The organism is Devosia crocina, assembly GCF_900116545.1.
Taxonomy (GTDB): domain Bacteria; phylum Pseudomonadota; class Alphaproteobacteria; order Rhizobiales; family Devosiaceae; genus Devosia; species Devosia crocina.
Genome location: NZ_FPCK01000002.1, coordinates 360,992 through 381,527 on the forward strand (window position 1 = coordinate 360,992; position 20,536 = coordinate 381,527).

General features: G+C 61.2%; 17 protein-coding genes and 1 pseudogene. 7 read left to right on the forward strand and 11 right to left on the reverse strand.

What is annotated here, in order from left to right:
• Nucleotides 1-212: 212 nt before the first annotated feature.
• Nucleotides 213-2,294 carry a S9 family peptidase gene (locus BM364_RS11385; protein WP_092424662.1) on the forward strand — a complete coding sequence of 694 codons (2,082 nt, stop codon included), beginning with the start codon at nt 213-215 and terminating at the stop codon, nt 2,292-2,294.
• A gap of 244 nt (nt 2,295-2,538) precedes the next feature.
• Nucleotides 2,539-3,087 (forward strand): response regulator, encoded by a 549-nt coding sequence (locus BM364_RS11390; RefSeq protein WP_092424664.1) that lies wholly within the window; start codon nt 2,539-2,541, stop codon nt 3,085-3,087.
• A 280-nt stretch (nt 3,088-3,367) separates the two neighbouring features.
• Here the strand turns inward: BM364_RS11390 and BM364_RS11395 are convergent, their stop codons facing one another.
• Together BM364_RS11395 and BM364_RS11400 are read right to left on the reverse strand one after the other, a co-directional pair.
• Nucleotides 3,368-3,931, reverse strand: coding sequence for an LOG family protein (locus BM364_RS11395; protein ID WP_092424666.1), 564 nt, complete (start codon nt 3,929-3,931; stop codon nt 3,368-3,370).
• Nucleotides 3,928-5,429: pseudogene (locus tag BM364_RS11400) on the reverse strand (helicase HerA-like domain-containing protein). Before BM364_RS11400 ends, BM364_RS11395 begins: the two are co-directional and overlap by 4 nt.
• 134 nt (nt 5,430-5,563) lie before the next feature.
• Between BM364_RS11400 and BM364_RS11405 the strand changes: the two are divergent.
• The gene (locus BM364_RS11405; protein WP_092424668.1) at nt 5,564-6,847 is read left to right on the forward strand and encodes a TIGR03808 family TAT-translocated repetitive protein; all 1,284 of its coding nucleotides are present in this window, start codon (nt 5,564-5,566) and stop codon (nt 6,845-6,847) included.
• A 138-nt stretch (nt 6,848-6,985) separates the two neighbouring features.
• Here the strand turns inward: BM364_RS11405 and BM364_RS11410 are convergent, their stop codons facing one another.
• Both BM364_RS11410 and BM364_RS11415 read right to left on the reverse strand, forming a co-directional pair.
• On the reverse strand, nt 6,986-7,984 hold the full coding sequence (locus BM364_RS11410) for an asparaginase (RefSeq protein WP_092424670.1): 999 nt from the start codon (nt 7,982-7,984) through the stop codon (nt 6,986-6,988).
• A 110-nt stretch (nt 7,985-8,094) separates the two neighbouring features.
• Entirely contained in the window at nt 8,095-8,433 is a 339-nt protein-coding gene (locus BM364_RS11415; RefSeq protein ID WP_175528577.1) for an SH3 domain-containing protein, read from the reverse strand.
• Nucleotides 8,434-8,632: 199 nt separating this feature from the next.
• Between BM364_RS11415 and BM364_RS11420 the strand changes: the two genes are divergently transcribed.
• Entirely contained in the window at nt 8,633-9,496 is an 864-nt protein-coding gene (locus BM364_RS11420) for an NAD-dependent epimerase/dehydratase family protein (RefSeq protein ID WP_092425321.1), read from the forward strand.
• 87 nt (nt 9,497-9,583) lie between these two features.
• On the opposite strand, the gene rhaM is transcribed toward BM364_RS11420, so the two are convergent.
• From rhaM to BM364_RS11450, 6 genes are all read right to left on the reverse strand, one after another.
• On the reverse strand, nt 9,584-9,916 hold the full coding sequence (gene rhaM, locus BM364_RS11425) for an L-rhamnose mutarotase (RefSeq protein ID WP_092424674.1): 333 nt from the start codon (nt 9,914-9,916) through the stop codon (nt 9,584-9,586).
• Nucleotides 9,913-10,914 (reverse strand): ABC transporter permease, encoded by a 1,002-nt coding sequence (locus tag BM364_RS11430; RefSeq protein WP_092424676.1) that lies wholly within the window; start codon nt 10,912-10,914, stop codon nt 9,913-9,915. Before BM364_RS11430 ends, rhaM begins: the two co-directional genes overlap by 4 nt.
• A gap of 190 nt (nt 10,915-11,104) precedes the next feature.
• Nucleotides 11,105-12,085 (reverse strand): ABC transporter permease, encoded by a 981-nt coding sequence (locus tag BM364_RS11435; RefSeq protein WP_092424678.1) that lies wholly within the window; start codon nt 12,083-12,085, stop codon nt 11,105-11,107.
• Nucleotides 12,082-13,587 carry a sugar ABC transporter ATP-binding protein gene (locus tag BM364_RS11440; protein WP_092424680.1) on the reverse strand — a complete coding sequence of 502 codons (1,506 nt, stop codon included), beginning with the start codon at nt 13,585-13,587 and terminating at the stop codon, nt 12,082-12,084. The genes BM364_RS11435 and BM364_RS11440 overlap by 4 nt, the downstream gene beginning before the upstream one ends.
• Nucleotides 13,588-13,767: 180 nt before the next feature.
• On the reverse strand, nt 13,768-14,754 hold the full coding sequence (gene rhaS, locus BM364_RS11445) for a rhamnose ABC transporter substrate-binding protein (protein ID WP_092424682.1): 987 nt from the start codon (nt 14,752-14,754) through the stop codon (nt 13,768-13,770).
• Nucleotides 14,755-14,788: 34 nt separating this feature from the next.
• Nucleotides 14,789-15,586 (reverse strand): DeoR/GlpR family DNA-binding transcription regulator, encoded by a 798-nt coding sequence (locus BM364_RS11450; RefSeq protein WP_092424684.1) that lies wholly within the window; start codon nt 15,584-15,586, stop codon nt 14,789-14,791.
• A gap of 333 nt (nt 15,587-15,919) precedes the next feature.
• On the opposite strand from BM364_RS11450, the gene BM364_RS11455 reads away from it, so the two are divergent.
• The 3 genes from BM364_RS11455 to ybaK all read left to right on the forward strand — a co-directional run bounded on the left by BM364_RS11455 (nt 15,920) and on the right by ybaK (nt 20,021).
• On the forward strand, nt 15,920-18,016 hold the full coding sequence (locus BM364_RS11455; RefSeq protein WP_092424686.1) for a bifunctional rhamnulose-1-phosphate aldolase/short-chain dehydrogenase: 2,097 nt from the start codon (nt 15,920-15,922) through the stop codon (nt 18,014-18,016).
• A 172-nt stretch (nt 18,017-18,188) separates the two neighbouring features.
• The gene (rhaI, locus tag BM364_RS11460) at nt 18,189-19,478 is read left to right on the forward strand and encodes an L-rhamnose catabolism isomerase (protein ID WP_092424688.1); all 1,290 of its coding nucleotides are present in this window, start codon (nt 18,189-18,191) and stop codon (nt 19,476-19,478) included.
• A gap of 69 nt (nt 19,479-19,547) precedes the next feature.
• Nucleotides 19,548-20,021: a Cys-tRNA(Pro) deacylase gene (gene ybaK, locus BM364_RS11465; protein ID WP_092424690.1), complete on the forward strand. Its 474-nt coding sequence runs from the start codon at nt 19,548-19,550 to the stop codon at nt 20,019-20,021.
• Between the two features lie 220 nt (nt 20,022-20,241).
• On the opposite strand, the gene BM364_RS11470 is transcribed toward ybaK, so the two are convergent.
• A complete protein-coding gene (locus BM364_RS11470; RefSeq protein WP_092424692.1) occupies nt 20,242-20,388 on the reverse strand; it encodes a DUF1127 domain-containing protein in 147 nt (48 codons plus the stop codon).
• Nucleotides 20,389-20,536 lie beyond the last annotated feature (148 nt).

Consider the following 20,536-nt stretch of genomic DNA (forward strand, 5'->3'; position numbering starts at 1 on the left):
ACGGCCTCTCCTTATGCGCTAAACGAACACAGGATTTTGTGCCGCGTGACCATACTCATTGGAAGACCGGCGACAAGCCAAATCGCGTGCGCTTTCGCCTTCTTCCGGAGTTAGCTGTGGTTTGTGATCAAGGACTGGCAATCCGGGACTGCGGGCCCTATGTCCTAAATCAACTTTGCGGCCCAGCCGCAGCTTTTCAAGGCGGTAAGACCATGTCCGAGACCTCTCCTCCTCAAGCCAAGCGCATACCCCATAGCCACACCCATCATGGTGTCACCCGCGAAGACCCCTGGGCATGGCTACGCGCCGGCAATTGGCAGGAGGTGATGCAGAGCCCGGAAATGCTTGACCCTGAAATTCGCGCCTATCTCGACGCCGAAAACGCCTATTACGAAGACCAGTTCGGCAAACCCACGTCCGAGCTTCAGGACAAGATCTACCGGGAAATCCGCGGCCGCATAAAGGAAGACGATTCAGGAGTCCCTTCGCCCGATGGGCCCTACGCCTATAACTCGCGCATGCTCGAGGGCAAGCAGTATCCGCTGATCGTTCGCACGCCGCGCGATGGCGGACCCGAGACTGTGCTGCTCGACTGCAATGCCGAAGCGGGCGACGGCTATTTCGGCTTTGCCGGGGCAGACCACGACGCAAGCCACCGCTACCTTGCCTGGGCGGCCGATCGTGCCGGATCGGAATACTATGACATAGTGATCCGCGATCTCGAAACCGGCATCGACAGCCCCGAACTCATCCGGGAGACCGCCGGCTCCTATGTCTGGTCCAATGACAGCCGCTCGATCTACTATACCGAGTACGACGACAATCACCGACCCTTCCGCGTCCGCCGGCATGATATCGGCACCGATCAATCGTCCGACCCGATCATCTACGAGGAAGCCGATCCGGGCTTTTTCGTCGGTGTAGACAAGACGCAGAACGACAAGTTCATCATCATCGACGCGCACGACCATCAGACCTCGGAAGTCTATCTGATTGAAGATGGATCTGGTGGCGAACCGCGCATCGTGGCGCCACGTCTGACTGATCGCGAATATGATGTAGAAGAACGCGATGGCCTTCTCTACATCCGCACCAATGCCGGGGGCGCCGAAGACTACAAGATTGTCACCGCGCCGCTCGACAACCCGGCGCCGGAGAACTGGACGGATCTGGTGCCCCACCGTCCGGGCATTCTCGTGCTCGACACCATTGTGCTCAAGAACCATCTCCTTCGCCTCGAACGTCAGGACGGCCTGCCGCGCATCGTCGTGCGCGACTTGACGAGCGGCAAGGAAGACATCGTCCACTTTGCCGAGGAAGCCTATGCGCTCGGCATGTCGGTGGGCTACGAGTTCGACACCACCGTTTTCCGTCTGTCCTATTCGTCGCCGACGACACCCAACCAGGTCTACGACGTCGATCTGGCGACGGGCGAACGCACGCTCCTCAAGACCCAGGAAGTGCCTTCCGGGCACGATCCAGCCGTCTATGAGACCCGTCGCATCTTCGCCAAGGCGGACGATGGAGCCGAGGTGCCAGTGACCTTGCTCTACAAGAAGGGGGTGGCGCTCGATGGCACAAATCCGACGCTCCTTTACGGCTACGGCGCCTATGGCATGTCGATGCCAGCGTCTTTTTCGGTCTCGGTGCTGTCCCTCGTCGATCGGGGCTTTGTTTACGCCATCGCTCATATCCGCGGGGGCATGGACAAGGGCTATGCCTGGTACAAGCAGGGGCGCCGCGAGCACAAGACAAACACCTTCACCGATTTCATCGCCGCGGCCGAAGCCCTGATCGCGGCCGGCTACACGCAAAAGGGCAAGATCATCGCCCAGGGCGGATCGGCCGGCGGCATGCTCATGGGTGCCATCGCCAATATGCGGCCCGACCTTTGGGGCGGCGTCATCGCCCAGGTGCCGTTTGTCGATGTGCTCAACACCATGCTCGACGAGACCCTGCCGCTCACCCCGCCCGAATGGCCCGAATGGGGCAATCCCATCACCTCGGCCGAGGATTACGCGCGCATCGCCGCCTATGCGCCCTATGAAGCGGTCAGCGCCCAAGCCTATCCGCCCATCTTTGCCCTCGCTGGCCTGACCGATCCGCGGGTGACTTATTGGGAGCCGGCCAAATGGGTGGCAAAACTGCGGGCAACAGCCACTGGCTCGGCTCCGCTTTACCTCAAAACCAATATGGGAGCAGGCCATGCCGGGGCCTCGGGACGCTTCGATCGGCTCAAGGAAACCGCCCAATGTTACGCCTTTGCCATCCGCTCCGCGGGGTTGGAGGGGTAGGTCTTTTCAAGGCCTCTCAACCGCGCCCTGCCTTTCGACCACTTACGCTGAGGGTCTCTCTGGCCACAACGACAATGCCCTCGGACTCGATCCGAGGGCCTTTGTCAGGGCGCCGGCTCCGTTGTGAGTCTCGCGTGAACTCTAGGGAAAACTTTCCCCACCAACTCGCCTCTCTTTCGGAACTGAGCTCTTCAAACTCCCTTTAGGGCATGTTAACGATCCGTTTACTACCCGGGGAAGCGTCTTGATCATACGGCCGAAAACTGTCGCCATTCTGGCCGCCAACACGGCGCTCACTGCGGTTTTGACCATGGTTCTGGCAGGCGACACACGTTTGCGCGTTCGCGCATTCGAGAGCGAATCAGAACTCTTCGCCTATATGCGCATCGCTCCGCTCGACATGTTGGTGGTGGATTTCGATCGTGAAGGCCGCCCCGCTTACGAGATGGTGGAGGCCATTCGGCTCGACCCAAGCTTTGTTTCGCGCGAGCTTCCCGTCGTCGCTCTGACGCGGCTCATCACCGCACCCATGCGGCATCAGGCCATCAGCGCCGGTATCGACGAAGTTCTGGTCAAACCCATGTCGCCGCGTCATCTCCTGCAGCGCGTCCAGGCGCGCCTTATCAATCGCAGCGTCGTCGGCCTACTCGGCTCCGGCTATCGCGGCCCCGAACGCCGCGACCGCGTCCCCCTGCCCCGGCCCACAACGCGGCCCACCCGTCGCGCCACCGACAACGTCGTCCCCCTCTTCCCCGACCGCCGCAAACCCATGCATCCGGGCTTGGAGCCTTAGGCGCTTTTCGACCTTGCATGCGCGGGTTGTTAAGCCCTCACTTCGCACGCCCCTAACGCGCCACTTCTTCACCTCGCCCCTGAGGGGAGAGGTCGACGCGCAGCGTCGGGTGAGGGGTTCAGCGCTCGTGGTGGGTACACAGGCTTCACAACCCCTGAACCCCTCACCCTGACCCTCTCCCCTCAGGGGCGAGGGAACGCAGGAGCCGAGAATTTTGTGAGACACCGGCAGATCCCTCCCCCTACCAGGGGGAGGCTAGGACGGGGTATTTCTCACCCTCTCACCGCCGCTGCTCCAGAACCCACCCGATCTTGTTCCACAGATCCTCGACCCCATCTGCGAACTGCACGCGTTTGTCGTGCCCGCTGATCGCATGCGAGAGCACGTCACCAGCAAAGCCCTTCACTACCTCGAAGGCCTTGTGGCGATTGAGCATGACGACGGGACGTCCCTTGCCCTTGCCCGCCGCCCAACTGCCGAAAAGCGCGGTCGCCGAACCCAGAGAGCCGGGCAAGGCGACGAAAACCTCGGCCTCGGCGCTCATCGTTTCATGCCGCGCCGCGCGATCGGGGATAACCCGAACTGGCACTCCGGCCAGGGTCGGCGGCAGGACAATGTCTTCATCGGCAAGGATCGACACCGAACCACCCACCTGCCGCGCCGCAGCCATCAGCGGCAACGGAGCAACGCCCGCTTCCCAAAGGCACAATACCTGGGCGCCGCGTCGCGCTAATAGCGTGCCGGTCTGGCTCATCAGGCTTGCCCGTTCCGGATCGCCCGGCCCGCGGTCCGAGGCGAAAATGCCGATCACCGGGCTGGTTTTGCTGATTTCTGCCGTGTTCATCGCCGTCCCTTCAACCCACCGAGAATGCCCCGCACGATGGCGTTGCCCAGCCTGTTGGCGACCGTGCGGGCAAACGAGTTCATCGCCGCTTCCGCCGGCGTTTGCCGGCTCGATGCTCGCCGCGGGCGCTCGGGCTGCACTTCGTCTTTCGCCTGCCGCTCGGCGGCAAGTCGATCCGCCGCATCGAGCCGCTGGCGCTCTTCGGCCAGTTGCCGGTCGCGCGCCCGTCGCTCCAGAATTTCGAAGGCCGATTCCCGGTCGATCGCAGTGTCATAAAGCCCACCGACCGGTGAGTTGGCCATGGTGGCGTCCCGCTCGGCCAGATTGAGCGCCCCACCTGCGCCGAAGGCGGCCGGATCAGCGTGCGTCCGACAACCGACGGAACGCCCTTGTCCTCGAGCACCGAAACCAGCGCTTCTCCGGTGCCAAGCTGGGTGATGACCTCTTCGGTCGAAAAATCGGGATTTAGGCGGAAGGTTTCCGCCGCCACCTTCACCGCCTTCTGCTCGCGCGGGGTATAGGCGCGAAGCGCATGCTGGACGCGGTTGGCCAGCTGCGCGAGAACGGATTCGGGAATGTCGACCGGGTTCTGCGTCACAAAGTAGACCCCGACGCCCTTGGAGCGGATCAGCTTGACCACCTGCTCGACCTTATCGGTCAGCGCCTTGGGCGCATCATCGAACAACAGGTGCGCCTCATCGAAGAAGAACACCATACGGGGCTTTTCGCCATCGCCCACCTCCGGCAATTCCTCGAAAAGCTCCGAGAGGAGCCACAACAAAAACGTCGCATAAAGCCTTGGCGCGCGCATCAGCTGATCGGCGGCGAGGATCGAGACGAAACCCCGGCCATCGGTATCGGTGCGCATCAGGTCGGCGATTTCGAGCGCCCGTTCGCCGAAGAAATCGTTTGCGCCCTGTTGCTCCAGCACCAGCAAGGCACGCTGGATCGCTCCGATCGAGGCGGTCGTCACATTGCCGTAGCGCGCCGAGATTTCGCGGGCGCGCCCCTGCACATCGGCGAGCGCAGCCCGCAGATCCTTGAGATCGAGCAACAGGAGCCCATCGTCGTCCGCGACACGGAAGGTGATGTTCAGAACCCCCTCCTGCGTGTCGTTGAGGTCCAGAATGCGGCTCAGAAGCACAGGCCCCATCTGCGAGATGGTCGCGCGCACCGGATGGCCCTGCTTGCCGAACAGATCCCAGAACATGACTGGAAAAGCATCGTTGGCGTAATCGGAAAAGCCGATTTCCTCGGCCCGTTTGGTCTGCCAGGGCTGGATCGGCTGGCCCTTGGCGATCCCAGACAAATCGCCCTTGATGTCGGCAGCAAAGACCGGCACGCCGGCAGCGGAAAATCCTTCGGCCAGCGCTTGCAGCGTCACGGTCTTGCCGGTGCCCGTAGCGCCGGTCACAAGCCCGTGGCGATTAGCGTATTTGAGGCTAAGATATTCGGGCCGGGTGCTCGTGCCGAGATAAATCTTGCCGTCGACGAGCATGGGTCACCTGCCTTGAACATATTGCCTCCGTTATAGCCATCTCGTGCTGCGCCAAACAAGGCAGGCATGAAGACGCGTTCACCAAGACTTGGGGAATTGCTCGCGCCGCGCGCCGAAACTGGCACTATGCCCCTATGCGCCATGATCTCCAGCCGACCCGTCGCCATGTTCTTGCCGGTCTCGCCGGCCTTTCCCTTGCCCTGCCCGCTGCGGCCCACGCGCAAGTGGCGGCGCTCGCCCCAGATAGCGAGGCCGATCAGAGTGCCGCCTTGCAGGCTGCGCTCGATGGCGCCACTGGGCGACTTGCCCTGCCCGCCGGCCGCTTTCGCGTCAGCAATATCCGCTTTGCGCCTAATCTCGTCGTCGAGGGCGTTCCCGGCGCGACCTGGCTCGTCGCCAATGGTGCAGCTATCGGCGGTTTCCTACACCAATCGGGCCTCGTGCTGCGGGATGTCGGTTTTACGGGCAATTCGGGCAGCGATCCGCTTTTCGGCCTTCAGGGCGCCGACACCGTCACGCTCGAGCGTTGCCACTTCTCCGACAGCCCAGGCATCGCCCTGTCGATCTTCCAAAGCGCGGCGACCGTACGTGATTGCACGTTCACGAACCATGGCGATGCTGCAATCCATGCTCTTGACGGCAAGGGGTTCCTCGCCACCGGCAATGTCATCTCGGCCTGCGCCAATGCCGGCATAAGGGTTTGGCGCAGCGAACAGGGGCCGGACGGTTCCATCCTCGTCAACAACCGGATTTCCGACATCGAGTGGGTCGGCGGCGGCAACGGCCAGAACGGTAACGGTATCAATGTTTACCTGGCCGACGAGGTGATCGTGGCGGACAACCATATTTCCGACTGCGCCTTTACCGCCGTGCGTCTCAACACGACCAGCAATTGCCAGGTCACGGGCAATATCTGTCACACCTCCGGCGAGGTCGCGATCTTCTCCGAGTTCGGCTATTCAGGTTCGGTCATTTCCAACAATGTCATCGACGGTGCCGCCACGGGCATCTCGATCACCAATCTCGACTCTGGTGGCCATATCGCGGTCTGCTCGGGCAATATCGTGCGCAACATCTCGCCGCGCTCCGAGGTCAATCCCGATACCGTGCCCGTCGGCATCTATGCCGAGGCGGAAGTGGCCGTCACGGGAAATGTCGTCACCAACGTGCCAGGCGTCGCCATTGCTGCAGGGTTCGGCAGCTTCATGCGGGCGGTCGCGATAACAGGCAATGTCGTTTATGCCAGCGACATCGGCATCGGCATCACCGTTGCCGATGACCCCGGGCCGGTTCTGATCGCCGACAACCTCATTCACGACCCGCGCGTGGGCGAAATCGTCGGCTTTCGCTGGACCGAAATCGCCGAACCCGACCTCCGCGCCGTCGCGGACCGATATCCGCATGTGACGATTAGATAATAAAGTAGCCCCTCACCCTAACCCTCTCCCCTAAGGGGCGAGGGGACTGGTCTGGTGAGTGTCGCAGCACTCGGTCAAGAACTCGATGTTATCCCCTCGCCCCTTCGGGGAGAGGGTTAGGGTGAGGGGTCTTTGTGATCATAGAACCGCCCTCACCTCCCCCACCACAGCCTTGCGCACATTCAGCGTGGGCTGCCGCGCAAATCCTTCCAGCACCTGCCGCTGCGCTTCATCGGGATCGGCATATTTGAGCAGCAGTCCCGCGACCATAGCCTGGCTCGCAGCCATGTTGCCGTCGTCGCATTTGAGCGCGTAGCCCCAGCCCTTGTCGCGAATTGCGCCGCACTGCACACCTTCAGCACCGCCCTTTTGCATGACGCGGCCAGCAAAGGCGTCCATCACCAGAGTGTCGAAATGTCCCGTGCCTGCCACAAGCAGCGGGTGCTCCGTTGCTGCATCAAAGAGAGCCTCTGCCGCGGCCGCATGCCCGGCATCGAGACCCCGCCCGGTGGCCATTCGCGCAAAGCCCAGCGCCCAGGCGCGCAATGGCGCGGCCCAGGTGGGGATCGAACAGCCATCGGTGCCGCAGCGATCTTCGGTGAGGCTCTCGCCGATCACCAGTTCCACGGCGGCCCGCACGGCGCGTTGCACCTCATGCTCCCGGCTGACATATCCGGCGGTGGGCACACCCATGGCCAAAGCGACGCTGAGCATGCCGGCATGCTTGCCTGAGCAGTTGTTGTGGAGCGCGCTTGGCGTGGCATGGGTTTCACGCAGCCGCTCGCGCGCAACCCCGTTTGTGGGCTGATGTGCCCCGCATTCGAGATGTTCGATTGATAAACCCACGCGGTCGAGAAAGGCGCCGACGGCATTGACATGCACCTCTTCCCCATGGTGCGAGGCACAGGCCAATGCCAGTTCCTCGCTCGTATGGTGAAAACGATCGAACGCATGACGGTCAAAGATTGCAAGGGCCTGCATGGACTTGATTGCGGAGCGCGGAAAAACCGGTCGGTCCATATCGCCAGCCGAGGCGATGACCGTTCCCTCTGCGTCGAGCACGGCAAAGGCTCCGCGATGTCGATTTTCGATCCAGTTGCCGCGCAAGGCCTCGGCAAGAACAGGATTGGCATCCATTACAAAAAACTCCGGCTCCGACTGTTCTTGAGGAACAGTCAGGAGCCGGAAAAGTCAATGCATGGGGGAGGTACGCAATTACTCAGGGGGCCGGCCGGAGCCGGATGAATTCAAATGTCCCAGTCTTCCATCGGTGTCAGGAAGCGCGAGTTGACCCAACCGCGCGTGTCCTGCCGCTCAACGAGGCACCAATCGGCGCCGCCTGCGACCTCGATGCAACGTTCCACCCAGACTGGTGTTCCCGAACGGAACTCGCCGACTTTTTGCGAATAGCTCGCTGGCCACTTGCGCACGTTAAGCGTGTCCCAGCGCGCGACATTGCTGACGCGGGCGAGTTGATCGACGTGATAACCCGCGGCGATCGCCGGCTGCACGGCAAAACCGGCTGCGGCAGTGACCACGAGGCCGCACAGCGTGGCGACCAGAACCTTTTCCTGTGACTTGTTCATCTTGGGCATTCCAATCAGGCGTTTCGTTCTTGTGCCTAACTTGCTTTGGCCGGTTTGAACCCACCCTGATGGGCGGGTTCAGGTTCGGTTCATCAAAATTCTCGTCCGAGTGCCCCTCGCGTGCCGGTTGGCAGCGCTCCAAAACGCGCTTACCCTCAGAAGCATGACGCGGAATGGCGCAGAAACGGAGGAACTCGGGATGAAAAAAGTGCTCGTGACAGGCGGGAGCGGCAAACTCGGGCGCGCCGTATTGCGGGATCTCGTTGCCCATGGCTATGACGTTCTCAATCTCGACCAGACAGCCCTCCTCGAACCGATCTGCCGCTCGGTGCGGATCGATCTCACCAATTTCGGGGAGGTCGCTTCGGCAATTTTGGGGAAGATCGACGAACGTGGCGGGCCATTTGATGCCGTCGTGCACCTTGCCGCCATCCCGGCGCCGGGCCTTGCATCCAATCCCCGGACCTTGGCCAACAACGTCACGAGCAGCTACAATGTGTTCGAGGCCTCCCGGCTGGCTGGGATCAAGAACGTCGTGTTCGCATCGAGCGAAACGGTTCTGGGTCTGCCCTTCGATACTCCGCCGCCCTACGCGCCAGTTGACGAAGATTATTTTCCGCGTCCCGAGAGCGCCTACTCGCTCGGCAAGCTGCTCGACGAGACCATGGCGGCTCAGTTCTGCCGCTGGGATCCGGACCTGCGCATGGTCGGCCTACGGTTCTCCAATGTCATGAATCCGGAAGATTACGCCGCCTTCCCCAAGTTCGACAGCGATCCTACTGCGCGCAAGTGGAACCTGTGGGCCTATATCGATGCGCGCGATGGCGCCCAGGCTGTCCGGCGTGCCATTCAAGCCGACTTCAAGGGCTTTGAAGCTTTCATCATTGCCAATGCCGATTCGGTGATGACCCGATCCAACATCTCGCTTCTGGCCGAAGTTTTTCCTGACGTTCCGCACAAGGGGAACATCTCCACCAATTCGACCCTGCTCTCCATCGAGAAAGCAAAACGGATGCTGGGCTATTCCCCGCAATATTCGTGGCGAAACGAGGTAGGGAAATAGCGCGAGGCTTTTGACGGCACCGGCAGCCGGGCGCACCTGATTTGGGAAGCGTGGGCCAGCAGAGCGAAGTGTGAGCTTTCCAAGCTCTTATTTCATCCAGAACACCGGCGTCAGATCCACCGAAACGGGCTCGTTCTTCTCGTTGGTCGCCATGATGTCGGCCATATGCGCCCACCAGCGCTTCATGACTTCGGTGTTGGGCAGATCGCCCATCGTGTGATTCACGCGACGCCAAAGCACGCCGAACAGCGTGTTGGTTTCCTCGTCGAGATGGATCGAATAGTCCTTCACCCCCGCCTCGTGCAGCAGGTCGACGAGTTCGGGAAATATCTCGTCATGGCGTCTTTTATATTCAGCCGCCATGCCCTCGTTGAGATGCATCTTGAAAGCGTGCTTTTCGTAAGTTCCGTCGGTGATCATGCTCGTCTTTGCCTCCACATGCGGAACAGGATCGGCAGCGCAATGACCACGATCAGGAGCGCGCCGATGAAGATGGACATCACGATGCCCGGAATATTGAGCAGCCCAAGGCCAAAGGTCACAAGGCCCATGATCAGTGCCGCAAGGACCACGCCGAGGATCGACCCCGAGCCACCCAGGATCGAAACGCCCCCGAGAACGACCATGGTCACCACCTCGAGCTCGAACCCCTGCGCGATCGAGGGCCGGGTCGAACCAAGACGCGCCGTCAGCAGGACGGCGGCAAGCCCGCTCATCAGCCCCGTCAGGCAGAAGAGGATGAATTTGATCCGGTCGACACGCACGCCCGAAAACCGCGCGGCGGTCGCGTTGTTGCCGATGGCAAAGACACGCCGGCCGAAATTGGTGTGGTGCAGAACGACATAGAAGATCACTGCCGCCAGAAGGAACAGCACCAGCTCGAACGAGATCACCCAGAACACATAGCCCTGTCCGAACCACGAGAAGCTTGCCGGATAGCCGCGGAAGCTCTGGTCCCCCAGAACGATATAGGCGATGCCGCGAAACAGGCTCATTGTGCCGATGGTCACAACGATCGAGGGCAGCTTGAGCCCGGTGATCAGGGCGCCGTTGAATGCACCGCACAAGATGCCGACGCCAACGCCAACCGCGACCAGCGTCGGCGTGTCGGCTCCATATTGAAGCGCAAGCCCCATCATGGTCGAGGCGAGCGCAATGATCGAAGCCACCGAAAGGTCGATCTCGCCGGTAATAATGACGAGCGCCATGGCGAGCGCGATCAGCGCTTTTTCAGTGAAGTTGAACGTCATGTCGCTCAAGCTCCACTCGTTAAGGAAGTAGGGCGAGGCAAACGAATTGGCGATGAAGATCGCCAGAGCCACAAGCACCAAGAGGCTTTCCCAGCTCAGCACCGCGGATTTCACCGGGTTGTCGAGACGATCCGGAAGCTGGCGGCCGGTTGCGGTTGTGTCGGTCATGAAGAAGCTCCCGGCGCTGAGACGGAGAATGGGTTGGTGGGAGCACAACCCCCCACCCAACCTCTCCCTGCGAGGGGGAGGAGCTGGGCTGGCGGTTGAGTAAGGATCTCGCCCCTGCCCCGATGCGGTCCCTCCCCCTCCCAGGGGGAGGCTAGGTGGGGGTTCGGCAGGCCCAGATGCACAAAGCTCATCACGCCCCCGCCTCCGCTTTCTTGAGAATAATCCGGCCCTTGGATTTTTCGCTGCGCCCGTTGAGGACCACGGCAACAAGGATCGCCGTGCCGGAAATTGCCATCTGCCAGAAGGGCGAAACGCCGATCACCGGCAGGGCATTGTTGACGACGCCGAGGAAAAGGGCGCCGAGCAGGGCGCCGGCCACCGTGCCGATGCCTCCGGCGATGGACACACCGCCGATGACGCAGGCCGCGATGATGGTCAGTTCATAGCCGCCCGCCACTTCCACCGAGGCGATCACATAGCGCGAGATCCAGAGATAGCCGCAAAGCCCGGAAATGGCGCCGGCAAGAACGAAGGCGAGGAATTTGGTGCGTCCCACATCGATGCCGGTATAGACCGCCGCGGTCGGATTGACGCCGATGGCATAAAAGGCCCGGCCCTGAGGCGTGCGCGTCATCAGGAGATAAACGAGCCCGGCAACGACGATCGCGAACCAGCTCAAGATCGGCAGGCCGAGGAAGGAGCCGCGCTGGAGCTGGATGAACTCCTGACTCATCTGCGCCGCGTTGACCCAGGCACCGCCCGAAATCACGAAGACAAGGCCGCGGAAAATGGTCAGCGTCCCAAGCGTCACGACGATGGGCGGTATATCGAGCTTCCAGACGAGAATGCCGTTGAAGGCCCCCAGCGCCGCGCCGGCCAGAACTGCCCCCGCGATCAAAAGCGGGATCGGCACGCCCGGCATCGCCGCATTGATCATGGCGACGATCATACCCGTCAACGCCAGATTCGAAGCCATGGAGAGATCAATAGATCGCGTCAGGATGACGGCCATCTGGCCTAGCGCCAGCATCATCAGGATCGAGGTGTCATTGAAGATGGTGAGAAGATTTCCCGGCTGCGAGAAGCGCGGGAACCGCAGCGTCACGAGCCCGACGACGGCGACGATGCCGACAGCGAGCCAGAGTTCGCGGGATTTGAGAAGCCGGTTCATGCAGCTTTCCCTTCGGCAATGCCAGCGGCAAGACGCACCAGCGTCTCGGGCTGCAGATTCTTGTTTTCAAGCGTTTCGATCATCAGCCCTTCGCGCATCACCACCACCCGGTCGCTCATGCCGAGGATTTCGGGCAGTTCCGAAGACACCATGATGACCGAAAGCCCCTGCGCCACGAGCTCGGCCATGAAACCATGGACGGCGGCCTTGGAGCCGATGTCGATGCCCTTGGTGGGCTCGTCGAGAATGATGACCTTGGGCAGCGTTGCGAGCCACTTGGCGATCACCACCTTCTGCTGGTTTCCGCCGGAAAGCGTCGAAACGTTCTGGCTCAGGGACGAAGCCCGCAGATCGAGCCTTTCGGTATAAGTCCGCGCGAGCGCGAATTCCTCAGCCATGCGGATGAAGCCGCCCCGGCTGGTCTTGTCGAGACTGGGGAGGGATACGTTCTTGAAAATCGTCTCGCCGGTGATCACGCCCTGCTTGCCGCGCTCTTCGGGCACATAGACGATGCCGGCCTCGACCGCATCGGCAGGCGAGCGCGGCGCAATGGTCTTGCCGTCGAGGACGATCGTCCCACCCGACACCGACGTCATCCCAAACACGGCCTGCATGACCTCGCTTCGGCCTGCGCCCACAAGGCCATAAAAGCCCAGGATCTCGCCCTTTCTGACCGAAAAGGAGATGTTCTCGAATTCGGTCGGGTGGCTCAAACCTTTCACCTCGAGCAGCGTCTCGCCGATCGCGGCCTCGCGCGCGGGAAAGATATGGTCCACGGACCGGCCAACCATGAGCTTGACGATCTCGCTTTCCGGCGTGTCCTTGATAAGGCCCTTGCCCACCATTTCGCCGTCGCGGAACACGGTGAACCGGTCGCAGATGCGATAGATCTCGTCGAATTTGTGCGAGATGAAGAGGATCGCTTTGCCCTCTTTTTTCAGCAGCTCGACAAGAACGTAGAGTTCCTCGATTTCCTTCTGGGAGAGCGCTGCCGTCGGCTCGTCCATGATGACGACCTGCGCATCGACCGACAGCGCCCGTGCCACCGCAACGAGGTGCTTCTTGGCAATGCCGAGTTCCTTCAAGGGAATGCCCGCATCGATCCCTGCCGCCATGGAATCGAGCGTCTCCTGCGCCTCGGTGCGCATCGTCTTCCAGTCGATCATGCCGAACCGGTTGCGTGGCGCATGGCCGAGATAGATGTTCTCGGCGACACTCAATTCGTCGAACAGCACGGTTTCCTGATGGATAGCCGTGATGCCCGCATTGGTCGCCGAAATCGCCGTCGGCAGGCTCACTGCCTGCCCCTTGACGCGAATTTCGCCCTCGTCGGCCTGGTAGATCCCGGTCATGGTCTTGACCAGTGTCGACTTGCCCGCGCCGTTTTCCCCGATCAGCGCCGTCACCTGCCCCGGATAAAGTTCAAGGGACACATTGTGCAGCGCCCGCACGCCGGGAAAACTTTTCGATATGCCCGTCAGGGTCAGGATTGGGTCTGTCATAGTTCATGCTCACAATGGGACTTCCGTCCCTGTTCCTCTCCCACTCGGGGAGAGGGTGGATCGCCCGAAGGGCGAGACGGGTGAGGGGGATTCTCCTCGCATCTGCACACGAGACAAATCCCCCTCATCCGACGCTACGCGCCACCTTCTCCCCAAGCGGGAGAAGAATAGCGCAGAGCCTCAGTAGATCTGCGAGAACTCTTCGATGTTGCTCGCGTCGAACTGGAACGGCGCCGACATTGCTGCCGAATTGGTGTCATCGAGCGTTACTTCGCCCACCTTGCCGATCGAGAAGGTGGCGCCGGGCGCAGCTTCCTCGCCATCGACGAGGGCCTTGGCCAGGAACACGGCCGAGTAGCCGAGATCGATCGGGTTCCACAGCGCCACGGCCTGGGAAGCGCCGTTGTCGATGAACTGCTTGAATTCGGACGGCAGGGCGAGCCCGGTGACGTTGATCTGGCCGATCAAGTTCTGGTCGGTCACGACTTGGGCGGCAGCAACGACGCCGACAGTGGTCGGAGCGATGATGGCCTTGAGGTCAGGGTAAGCAGCGATCAGGCCACGAGCTTCTTCGGTCGACTTTACCGAATCGTCATCGCCATAGACAGTGGCCACGATGTTGATGTTCGGGAACTTCTCGGGCTGAACAGCCTTGGCCGCTTCGATCCAGGCATTCTGGTTGGTCGCGGTGGACGCGGCCGAGAGAATGGCAACGTCGCCGCCCTCGGGCAGGTAGTCGGCAGCCAGCTTGATGATGGTTTCGCCGATCAGCGCGTTTTCAGACGGGTTGAGGTGGATCTGGCGGCCTTCGGGAGCAACCCCGGAATCCCAAGAGATCACCTTGATGCCGCGCTGCTGGGCGCGCTGCAGAACCGGCACGAGCGCATCCGGATCGTTGGCCGAGATGGCGATGGCGTCGACCTGCTGGGCGATCAGCGAGTTGACGACTTCGATCTGGGCTTCGGCGGTTGCAGCGGTCGGGCCGGTATAGATCAGCTCGATGTCGCCGATTTCGGCGGCAGCTTCTTCGGCGCCCTTGGCGGCGGCGTCGAAAAAGCCGTTGCCGAGCGATTTCACGACAAGCGCAATGCGCGTCTGCGCATAGGCCGGGGTAGCCAAGAGGATCGCTGCAGCAGCGGTTGCTGCCATCAGATTAAACAGTTTCATGAATTCCCTCCCTGGGATGATCTGAAGTTCATTCTCAAGCCACCTGGGCGGCTTGAGCCGTTAAGTCCGCCACGATGAGTCTGACGCCTGCCGTTTCCAGCATTTGACGATCTTCGTCGCGGATACCGCTATCGGTGATGACAGCGGCAATTCGGTCGAGGCCACACAGGATCAGACTGCTGCGGCCCTGGAATTTGGAAGAATCGGCCAGCACGATCAATTCGTCCGCCTGCCCGATCAGGCCAAGCTCGGATTGGACGACCATCGGGTCGGCCTCCATCAGTCCATGGGCACCGATCCCCTGGCAGCCGATGAACATGCGCTTGGCATAAAAATGGCTCGCCACCACGCCGCCAAAGGGCGAAAGGATGACGTTCTGCTCGCGATAGACCGTGCCGCCGGGAATGACGACGGAATTGCGCGAATTGTGCAGGAGAAATTCGGCGATGGCGAAGGAATTGGTGAACACGTTCAGCCGCCGCGCCGTCAGGTGATGCACCATCTGGTAGGTCGTCGTTCCGCCATTGATGATCACTGGTTCGCCATCACGGCAAAGATCGGCCGCGGCGCGCGCGATTGAGCGCTTCTGCGCGATATTGATCGTTTCGTTGACTGAAAAGGGTCGCCCCACGAGGCCGCCCTGCGCCGGCGGGTTGATCGCCTCGGCGCCACCGCGCACCCGGCGCAGCCTGCCCTGCTCGTCGAGCGAGGCAATGTCCCGGCGAATAGTGGCTTCCGAAGAGCCTGTCACTTCGCACAATTCGGCCACTGTCACCACCGGGTGTGACTGTGCAGCGGCCAATATAACGCGATGACGTTCCGTTTCGTGCAAGGCTGATACTCCCTGAACGCACTGCTTCCACTCTTTCCCACCAGAGTCAATCAGGTTTTTGCCATTTTCAATCAGTTTCGCGCAGAGATGATGAAACCTGATCGTTTCTGATTGACATTGTCAGTGGTTCTGTGGCCATCTCCGCGCCAAACGAGGCTGCGATCCATGCTCAGCCGTCGCCTTACCATTCGGTTGTCACCCCGGCGAAGGCCGGGGCCCATCCTGAGATCTGGAGATGGATCCCGGCCTTCGCCGGGATGACAGCCAGCGGAAAGCCTAAGACCAACCCCGCGCCGTCCCTGGCCGGCGCTTCTACCTCTGGGAGGAAACTTCATGTCCACCGCGCCAAAACGCCTTGAAAACAAGTGGGACGACGCCAAGGCCGCGTCCATGACCGAGCCCGAACGCCTCGTCTACCGCTCGAACCTGCTTGGCTCCGACAAGCGCGTCACCAATTATGGCGGCGGCAACACCTCCTCGAAAATCATGCAGAAGGATCCCCTGACCGGCCAGGAGGTCGAAGTCCTCTGGGTCAAGGGCTCGGGCGGCGACAATGCCTCGATCAAGCTCGATGGCTTTGCCACCCTCTACATGGACAAGCTTCGCGCCCTGAAGGGTCTTTATCGCGGCGTCGAGTTCGAAGACGAAATGGTGGGCTACCTCCCCCACGCGACCTTCAACCTTAATCCGCGCGCGTCCTCGATCGATACCCCGCTCCATGCCTATGTGAACCGTCCCTACGTCGATCACATGCACCCGGACGCGATCATCGCCATTGCGGCGTCAAAGAATTCCAAGGAACTGACGAACCAGATCTTTGGCGACAAGATCGGCTGGCTCCCCTGGAAAAAGCCGGGCTTCGAACTCGGCCTGTGGCTTGAGAAGTTCGCGCTGGAAAATCCAGGCGCCGAGGGCGTGATCCTCGAATCCCACGGCCTTTTCACCTGGGGCAACACGCCCAAGGAATGCTACGAGACCACGATCCGCATCATCAATCAGGCGATCGAGTGGTTTGAGAACCAGACTGCAGGCAAGACCATTTTCGGCGGCGCTGCCAAGCAATCGCTCCCAGCCGAAGAGCGCCGCGCCATTGCTGCCAAGCTGATGCCAAAAATCCGCGGCTTCATCTCCGAAGATTCGCACAAGCTCGGCCACTTCGATGACAGCGACGCCGTCCTCGAATTCGTCAATTCCAACAACCTCCGTCCGTTGGCGGCTCTCGGCACTTCCTGCCCCGACCATTTCCTGCGCACCAAGATTCGCCCTCTGGTGATCGACTTCGATCCGGCGAACCCCGACATCGACGCCGTCATTGCCGGCCTTGATAGCCAGATCGCCGACTATCGTGCCGATTACGCCGCCTATTACGAGCGGTCCAAGCATGACAATTCCCCGGCGATCCGCGATCCCAACGCCGTCGTCTACCTGATCCCGGGCGTCGGCATGATCACCTTTGCCAAGGACAAGGCCACCGCCCGCATTTCCGGCGAGTTCTATGTCAACGCCATCAACGTGATGCGCGGCGCCTCGACCGTTTCGGAATATCAGGGCCTGCCCGAGCAGGAAGCCTTCGACATCGAATATTGGCTGCTTGAAGAAGCCAAGCTCCAGCGCATGCCCAAGCCAAAGTCCCTTGCCGGTAAGATCGCGCTGGTCACCGGCGGCGCCGGCGGCATCGGCAAGGCTACCGCCGCCCGGCTCCTGCGCGAAGGCGCCTGCGTCGTCATCGCCGATATCGACCAAACCGCGCTCGACAATGCGACGACCGAGCTGTCCGATGTGTTCGGCAAGGATTTCGTCCGCCCGGTCAACATCAACGTCACCAAGGAAGAGCAGGTCCTTTCAGGCTTCGCCCATGCCGTGGTCGAATTTGGTGGCCTCGACATCCTGGTGTCGAACGCTGGCCTCGCCTCCTCCGCGCCGATCGAAGACACCTCGCTCGAACTCTGGAACAAAAACATGGACATCCTGTCCACGGGCTATTTCCTTGTGTCGCGCGAAGCCTTCCGCCTGTTCCGGAGCCAGAAGATCGGCGGCAACGTCATTTTCGTCGCCTCCAAGAATGGCCTCGCTGCCTCCCCCAACGCCTCGGCCTATTGCACCGCCAAGGCCGCCGAAATCCACCTGGCTCGTTGCCTTGCTCTCGAAGGCGCCGAAGCTCAGATCCGCGTCAACGTCGTCAATCCTGACGCTGTGCTGCGTGGCTCGAAAATCTGGGCCGGCGAATGGCTTGAGCAGCGTGCATCGACCTACAAGACCGACAAGGACGGCCTTGAGGAAATGTACCGCCAGCGCTCCATGCTGAAGCGTTCCGTGTTCCCCGAAGACATCGCCGAAGCCATCTACTTCTTCGCCTCGGAAGCCTCGGCCAAGTCCACCGGCAACATCATCAACGTCGACGCCGGCAACGCCCAGTCGTTCCCGCGGTAATCGGAGAAAGACCCCTCACCCTGACCCTCTCCCCATAGGGGCGAGGGGACGCAGGAGCCGATACAGCAGTTTTGGCTCCTGCACTGCAACTGCCCCCATCGTCCCCTCGCCCCTCCGGGGAGAGGGTTAGGGTGAGGGGCCGGCAGGCGGAGGCGGTCGGGAGAGCAAAAAAATGACCGAACACATCATCGACCTATCCACTGTCGAAGCCGACAATTCCAAGCGCGAGGCTGACCTCCGCCGCGATTACGAAACCCTAGGCGAACGCCTCGACCGTCGCGGTATCGCCATCGATGCGATCAAAGCAAAAGTCGCAAAATTCTCCGTGGCCGTCCCCTCCTGGGGCGTCGGCACCGGCGGCACACGCTTTGCCAAATTCCCCGGCGCCGGCGAGCCGCGCGATATCTTCGACAAGATCGAAGACTGCGCCGTCATCGCCCAACTGACCCAGGCGACAAAAACCATCTCGCTCCACATTCCGTGGGACAAGGCCGATCCGAACCGATTGAAGCAGGCCGCGAGCCGCTTCGATCTCGGCTTCGACGCGATGAACTCGAACACCTTCTCGGACGCCAAGGGCCAGATGCAGAGCTACAAGTTCGGCTCGCTCTCGGCATATGACAAGGCGACCCGCGACCAGGCGATCGAGCATAATCTGGAATGCATCGAGATCGGCAAGACCATCGGTTCCAAGGCCCTGACCATCTGGATCGGCGACGGCTCCAACTTCCCCGGCCAGGTCAACTTCGCCGACCAGTTCGCCAACTATCTCGAGAGCGCCAAGGCGATCTACGCCGCCCTGCCCGACGATTGGCGCGTCTATACCGAACACAAGATGTATGAGCCGGCCTTCTATTCGACGGTCGTGCAGGACTGGGGCACCAATTACATCATTGCCAAGGAACTGGGCGACAAGGCCCTGTGCCTCGTCGATCTCGGCCACCATGCGCCGAACGTCAATATCGAAATGATCGTTTCCCGCCTTGCCCAGTTCGGCAAGCTTGGCGGCTTCCATTTCAATGACTCAAAGTATGGCGATGACGATCTCGATGCCGGTTCGGTCGATCCCTATCGCCTGTTCCTCGTTTTCAACGAACTCGTCGATATCGAGAACCGCGACAGCGATTTCCACCCGGCCCACATGCTCGATCAGAGCCACAACGTCACCGACCCGATCGAGTCGCTGATGCTGTCGGCCTCGGACGTGCAGCGCTCCTACGCCCAGGCGCTTCTGGTTGACCGAAAGACGCTCAAGTCGGCACAAAACGATAACGATGCGCTAACGGCAACGCAGCAATTGCGCCACGCATTCCGCACCGATGTCGAGCCGATCCTGGCCCTTGCCCGCCTCGAACAGGGCGGTGCCATCGACCCGCTCTCCGCCTATCGCGCCTCGGGCTACCGGGCAAAAATCGCCGATATCCGCCCCGCGGTCGAAGGCGGTTCGGGCGGTATCGTCTAGCCTTTTCAGTATGTTGAACGATGAGGGCTCGGGATATTCCCGGGCCCTTTTTTCTCCTAGACTTGCCTCATGTCCAAAACCACAACCGCCACCGCTGCGCTCACCAAAGCCGGCATCGCCTTTACCCTCGCCAATTACGACTACGATCCCAACGCCGAGCGCGTCGGGCTGCAAGCCGCTGAATCATTGGGAGTTTCGCCGGGCGAAGTGTTCAAGACGCTGATGGCCGAACTCGACGGCAAGCCCATCTGCGCCATCGTGCCTTCGGACGAAGAGGTCAACATGAAAAAGCTAGCCTCTGCCCTTGGCGGCAAGTCCGCGCACATGATGAAGCCCGCCGACGCCGAGCGCCTGACGGGCTATAAAGTGGGCGGCATCAGCCCTTTAGGTCAGCGAAAGCTGGTTCCCACCGCGCTTGACGAACTCGCCCTCCTCCACGACGAAATCTTCCTCAACGGCGGCCAGCGCGGCCTGCAGATCCGGATGAAGCCGGCAGATCTGGTTTCGGTACTTGATTGCTCGGTGGCGGATTTGACGCGATGACGGGAAGGCCCCTCACCCAGCCCTCTCCCCAGAGGGGCGAGGGGATGGCATCGAGTTCGGAACGCATTCTGTTCAGAGCCACCAGCCCAGTCCCCTCGCCCCTCGGGGGAGAGGGTTAGGGTGAGGGGGTGTTCAACGGTCTTCGAGCCCCCAGCCACCCCAGAAACGACAAAAGGCGCCCGATCGGACGCCTTCATCATCGTAGTTTTGTCGCTAAAACTTAGGCGACGTAGGTACCGCGAGCGATGTTCTTGATATCACCCTTGGTGATGCCGAGGTCGTTCAGCTGGCGCGTGTCGAGCGCGTTGAGCTCGCGCAGGGTGCGCTGGTAGCGGGCGTAGTCGGCGATCTTCTTTGCAATGTTCATTTCGGTTCCCCTTCGTTTGATGACCCTTATCTAGAGGGAACCGGTCGTGATTAGTAGATGGCCCTTGTGCACATCCGTTATGCACTGAACGCACACAAAAGAGGCATATGGTTCATCTTTGGTTTATGGGCGGGAGTTCAATGACACA